The 5,907-nt window shown below is 71.7% G+C and carries 5 protein-coding genes; 4 read left to right on the top strand and 1 reads right to left on the bottom strand.

Annotation, left to right across the window (positions count from 1 at the left end):
• Positions 1-338: 338 nt before the first annotated feature.
• The 4 genes from EAO71_RS32285 to EAO71_RS32300 all read left to right on the top strand — a co-directional run bounded on the left by EAO71_RS32285 (position 339) and on the right by EAO71_RS32300 (position 5,505).
• A complete protein-coding gene (locus tag EAO71_RS32285) occupies positions 339-2,651 on the top strand; it encodes an FdhF/YdeP family oxidoreductase (protein ID WP_147981376.1) in 2,313 nt (770 codons plus the stop codon).
• A gap of 182 nt (positions 2,652-2,833) precedes the next feature.
• On the top strand, positions 2,834-3,946 hold the full coding sequence (locus tag EAO71_RS32290) for a Dyp-type peroxidase (protein ID WP_147981377.1): 1,113 nt from the start codon (positions 2,834-2,836) through the stop codon (positions 3,944-3,946).
• Between the two features lie 5 nt (positions 3,947-3,951).
• The gene (locus tag EAO71_RS32295; protein WP_147981378.1) at positions 3,952-4,767 is read left to right on the top strand and encodes a family 1 encapsulin nanocompartment shell protein; all 816 of its coding nucleotides are present in this window, start codon (positions 3,952-3,954) and stop codon (positions 4,765-4,767) included.
• A gap of 141 nt (positions 4,768-4,908) precedes the next feature.
• Positions 4,909-5,505, top strand: coding sequence for a DUF1345 domain-containing protein (locus EAO71_RS32300; protein ID WP_399752662.1), 597 nt, complete (start codon positions 4,909-4,911; stop codon positions 5,503-5,505).
• A 44-nt stretch (positions 5,506-5,549) separates the two neighbouring features.
• Here EAO71_RS32300 and EAO71_RS32305 read toward each other — a convergent pair.
• Positions 5,550-5,907 (bottom strand): GreA/GreB family elongation factor (locus tag EAO71_RS32305; protein ID WP_147981434.1); only part of this gene is annotated, 358 nt, incomplete at its 5' end.

A 5,907-nucleotide genomic window follows, 5' to 3' on the forward strand; every position in this document is an offset into this window, starting at 1 on the left:
GGACGGGGTGCTCGCCAGGGGCTCGGTCGGCTCGACGCGGCGTCGCCCGCGCCGTCGCGCGCCGACGTTCCGTCCACAGACCGCCGGCGTGGCGACGTCATCGACGGTAGGCCGGTCGGTCATCGATATCCAATGGGGAATCCGATGTCCGGCATTGGAATCCCGATGGGTCCCCCGGACGGGCGTACGCGGTGCGGCGTCGGTCCGCCGCCGGAACCACGCACGGGCGGGGGCGCGCCGGTCCGTGGCGCGGTCGCATGGCGACGGCCTGACCACCGACCTAGCCTGGGCAGGAGTGCCGCATTCCGGCCCAGTCCGCGCAGCGGAAGGTGAGAGTCTTGAGCGCGTCCGACGAGGAACGGCGACAGGTCGAGCACAGTGTGGGGCCCGAACCCACGGAAGAACCGGAGTTCCGGCCCTACCACCATCCCGCCGCCGGCTGGGGCGCCGCCAAGAGCGTGACGAACTTCCTGGTGCGCGAGGGCGCGCTGGTGGACGGCCCCCGGGCCATCATGCGGATGAACCACGAGAACACGGGCTTCGACTGTCCGGGCTGCGCCTGGCCGGACGACACCAAGGGCCTGCACCTCGACATCTGCGAGAACGGGATCAAGCACGTCACCTGGGAGATGACGCGCAAGCGCGTCGGGCGGGAGTTCTTCGCCGCCCACTCCGTGGCCGAGCTGTCGGGGTGGAGCGACTACGAGCTGGAGAACCAGGGCCGGCTGACCGAGCCGATGGTCTACGACCCCGACACGGACCACTACGTCCCCATCAGCTGGAAGGACGCCTTCGAGGTCGTCGGCCGGGCCCTGCGCGAACTGGGGTCCCCGCACCAGGCGTCGTTCTACACGTCCGGACGCCTCGGTAACGAAGCCACGTTCCTGTACCAGTTGATGGCCCGCGAGCTGGGCACCAACAACCTGCCGGACTGCTCGAACATGTGCCACGAGGCCAGCGGCCGCGCCCTGCAGGCCTCCCTCGGCACCGGCAAGGGCACCGTCGACCTCAAGGACTGGGAGGTGACGGACGCACTCTTCATCCTCGGGGTCAACGCCGCCTCCAACGCGCCCCGGATGCTCACCGCCCTCGCCGAGGCGCACGACCGCGGCGCCCGGATCGTGCACGTCAACCCGCTGGTCGAGGCGGCCGCCACCCGCACCATCGTCCCGCACGACTTCACGGACATGGCGCTGTTCAGGACGACCCGGACCAGCACCCTCAACCTGCAGCCGCGCATCGGCGGCGACATGGCGCTGGTGCGCGGCATGGCCAAGGCGATCCTGGAGCAGTCCACGACCGACCCCAAGGCGCTGGACCGGGAGTTCGTCGAGCGCCACACCACCGGCTTCGACGCGTACCGCGCCGTGTGCGAGGCCACGCCGTGGGACGAGATCGAGCACCAGTCCGGCGTCACCCTTGCCGACATCCTGAAGGCCGCCCGGGTCTACCGGGAGGCGGACCGCAGCATCGTCAGCTGGTGCCTGGGCCTCACCCAGCACGAGCACGGCGTCGACACGGTGCGCGAGATCGTCAACCTCCTGCTGCTGCGCGGCAACCTGGGGCGTGAGGGTGCGGGGCCCTCGCCCGTACGCGGCCACAGCAACGTCCAGGGCAACCGCACCTGCGGGATCGACCACCGGCCCACCGACGCGTTCCTGGACCGGCTGGCCGAGGTCTGCAAGATCGACCCGCCGCGCGAGCACGGTCTGGACACCGTCCGCACCATCCGGGCCATGCACGCGGGCGAGGTGAAGGTGTTCGTCGGCATGGGCGGCAACTTCGCCCTGGCGGCCCCCGACACCCCGTACACCTACGAGGCGTTGCGTACCTGCGACCTCACCGTCCAGGTGAGCACCAAGCTCAACCGCAGCCACGTCGTGCACGGACGGCAGGCACTGATCCTGCCCTGCCTGGGCCGCACGGAGAAGGACCACCAGCGCAAGGGTGTCCAGAGCACGTCCGTCGAGGACTCGATGAGCATGGTGCACCTGTCCGTCGGCATGAAGCGCGCCGCCTCCCCGCACCTGCTGTCCGAGCCGGCCATCGTCGCCGGCATGGCGCGGGCGGCGCTGCCCGACAGCGAGACCCCCTGGGAGTGGTACATCGAGGACTACGACCGCATCCGCGACACGATGGCCCGTGCGCTCGACGGGTTCGAGGACTTCAACCGCCGTGTCCGCCTGCCCCTCGGGTTCCGCATCAAGCAGCCGGCTCGGGAACTGGTCTTCCTCACCCCGTCCGGGCGCGCCGAGTTCTCCACCGCCGCCCTGCCGGACGTCGTCCCCGCCCCCGGGACCCTGGCGCTGGGCACCATGCGGTCCCACGACCAGTGGAACACCACCATCTACTCCGACAACGACCGCTACCGCGGCATCAAGAACCTGCGCACCCTCGTCTTCATGAACCGCGACGACATGCGCGAGAGAGGCATCACCGAACTCGGCCGCGTCGACATCACGAGCACCGCCAAGGACGGCAGCCGGCGCCACCTCGACGGCTACCTCGCCGTCCCCTACGACATCCCCCGCGGCTGCGCGGCCGGATACATGCCCGAGATGAACGTCCTGTGCGCCCTCGGCGACTACAGCACCCAGAGCGACCAGCCGATCATGAAGCACGTCAAGGTCACCATCGATCCGGCGGCCTGACGGACCGCTCGTACGGCGCGGCACGCGCAACGGTGGCGCGCGCCGCTCCGCGACGGCGAGCTCCGCGGTCCCTCCCGACGCACGGCGGGAGGCACCGGGCCTGCGCACCGGCCCGCCCGCGGATACGCTGACCCTGCCCTTTTCGATGCATCTGTCGCCTTCGCGCCTTTCGCGGGAGCCGTATGGTCACCACGCAGCCCGTCGTCCTGCCGCCCGCCCGGGCGGCCCTCTTCCTCGTCGCCACCGTGGCGCCGGAGGGCGAGGACGCCGTACGGGGGGTGCTCGAGGACCTCGCGGGCCTGACCCGCTCGGTCGGGTTCCGCGCCCCCGAGGACGGCCTGAGCTGCGTCGTCGGCATCGGCGCCCAGGCATGGGACCGTCTCTTCGACGGCCCGCGCCCGCGGGAGCTCCGGTCCTTCACGCCTCTGCGGGGGCCCCGCCACACGGCTCCGGCCACCCCCGGAGACCTCCTGCTCCATCTGCGTGCCGGCCGCATGGACCTCTGCTTCGAGCTGGCCCGCCTCGTCATCGAGCGGCTCGGTCCGGCGGTGACGGTCGTCGACGAGGTGCACGGCTTCCGCTACTTCGAGGAACGCGACCTGCTCGGCTTCGTCGACGGCAGCGAGAACCCGGAGGGCTCCCGAGCCGTCGGGGCCGCCCACGTCGGCGCCGAGGACCCGGCCTTCGAGGGCGGCAGCTACGTGATCGTGCAGAAGTACGTCCACGACATGACGGCCTGGCAGAACCTCACCACCGAGGAGCAGGAACACGTCATCGGACGCACCAAGGCCGCCAACGTCGAACTCCCCGACGACACCAAGCCCGCCGACTCGCACGTCGCCCTCAACACGATCGTCGACGAGGACGGGACCGAGCAGCAGATCGTGCGCGAGAACATGCCCTTCGGGACACTCGGCAGCGGCGAGTTCGGCACCTACTTCATCGGCTACGCGCGGACGCCCGAGGTGACGGAGCGGATGCTGAGGAACATGTTCCTCGGCGATCCGCCGGGCGTGACGGACCGGATCCTCGACTTCTCCACGGCCGTGACCGGCGGCCTCTTCTTCGTGCCCAGCGCCGACCTCCTCGGCGACCTCCCCGACCCGCCGGCCTCGGCCGAATCCGCCACGCCGYCCGTGCTTCCCCCGCTGCCGGAGCCCGGCGCACAGCCCGAGCCACCCGCCCCCACCGCGCCCGACGGCGATCCGGCGGAACCGGAACCGGAGCCGGCCGTGGCGTCCGTCCGGGCCGGGCGGGACGGTTCGCTGGGCATCGGCAGCCTGAAAGGAGCCTGAGCGCCATGTCGACCCCCGCCGTGACGAACAACCTGCACCGTGGACTCGCGCCCATCCCGCCCGCGGCCTGGGCCGAGATCGAGGAGGAGGCCCGGCGCACCTTCCGCCGTCACGTCGCGGGCCGCCGCGTCGTCGACGTCCCCGACCCGGCCGGGCCGGAGCTCGCGGCCGTCGGCACCGGGCACGTCCGGGACATCACCTCGCCCGCCCCCGGCGTGACGGCGCTGCTGCGTGAGGCCGCGCCGGTCGTCGAACTGAGGGTGCCGTTCACGGTGAGCAGGGCCGCCGTGGACGACGTCGAACGCGGCGCCCAGGACTCCGACTGGCAGCCGGTCAAGGACGCGGCCCGCACGATGGCGTTCGCCGAGGACCGGACCATCTTCGACGGGTACGCGGCGGCGGGCGTCGACGGACTGCGCGAGCGCTCGTCCAACCCCGTCCTGAGCCTGCCGCCCGAGCCGCGCGACTACCCCGACGCGATCAGCGGCGCCCTGACGGCGCTGCGGCTCGCCGGAGTCGACGGCCCGTACGCGCTCCTGCTCGGCGCCGACGCGTACACGGCGGTCAGCGAGACCTCCGACCACGGCTATCCCATCGCGGCCCACCTGGGCCGGATCCTGGGCGGCGACCCGATCTGGGCGCCGGCTCTCAGGGGTGCGTTCGTGGTGTCCACCCGCGGCGGCGACTTCGAACTCCGGCTGGGGCAGGACCTGGCGATCGGCTACACGGCGCACGACGCGCACGAGATCGAGCTGTACTTCCGGGAGACGCTGACGTTCCTGACCTACACGGACGAGGCCGTGGTCGTCCTGTCGTCCTGACCTCCTGTTCCTCCGGAGCGCCGCCCGCCCCGCCGTCYCGCTGTCCCGCCCGTCCCGCCGTCTCCCGCGGCGGGACGGATTCCGTCGCCACTGTGAGGGTCCGTGCAACTCCGGCTTCCGCGCTCCGCGGTTCCCCGACTCGTGAACGCGTCGCTCTTCGGACTGGTCGTCGGCGTCCTCGTGGGTCTGGGGCGCGAGACGCCCCTCGGCATCCTGGCGGGGATCTTCGCCGCCGAGACCTTCTTCGTCGTGACGGGCTGGATCGTGCTCTGGCCGATGGACGCCGCCGAGACCCATCGCAACGCGCGGCGCGAGGACTTCAGGCCGCTGGTCGAGGAGCTCGCCGTCGTCGCCGCCGCGGTGTGCGGTCTGGCCGGCATCGTGATGCTGCTCCTGGCCAGCGGCTCGCGCGACAGCCACACCGCCGCGGCGGCCGCGCTCGGCGGTGTCTTCATGGCCTGGGCGGCCCTGCACCTGATGTACGCCACCCGCTACGCGCACCTGTACTACCTCACGTCCGACGGGGGCATCGACTTCAACACCCAGAGCCCGCCGGCCTACAGCGACTTCCTCTATTTCAGCTACAACCTCGGCATGACCTACCAGGTCTCGGACACGGACGTCTCCAGTCCGAGGATCCGGGCGGTGGCCCTGCGACACTGCCTGCTGTCGTACGTCTTCGGGGCCAGCATTCTCGCCACCACGATCAACCTCGTCACCGGGATCGTGACGGGCTGACCGGCCGGGGGCGGAATCGCCACGCTCCCGGGTCCGGAAAGGTCCTACGCCGACGCGCCGCCGAGCGACACCACGACCGCCGAAGCCGGCCCCTCGGGAGTCCGGTAGGACACGGTGTCACCGGCGCGGTGGCCGAGCAGCGCTCGGCCCAGCGGGCTGTGGGCGGTGACAAGCGTCCGGTCCAGCGCCTCGGCCACCTCGCCGATCTGGACCGTGGACTCCGTGCCGTCCTCGAACCGTACCGTCGCCGTGCTGCCCACCCCGATCGCGTCGGTACGGGGCGGACCCGCGACGGCTCCCTCGCTCAGCCGGCCCTGGATCTCGGAGATCCGCCGGTCCAGCCGGTCGAGTTCCGTGGCGCGCTGCAACTCGTCGGCCTGGTCCGCGCGGTCGCCCGCGAAG

Origin of the sequence: Streptomyces sp. MS191, from assembly GCF_008042125.1 — a bacterium.
Taxonomy (GTDB): domain Bacteria; phylum Actinomycetota; class Actinomycetes; order Streptomycetales; family Streptomycetaceae; genus Streptomyces.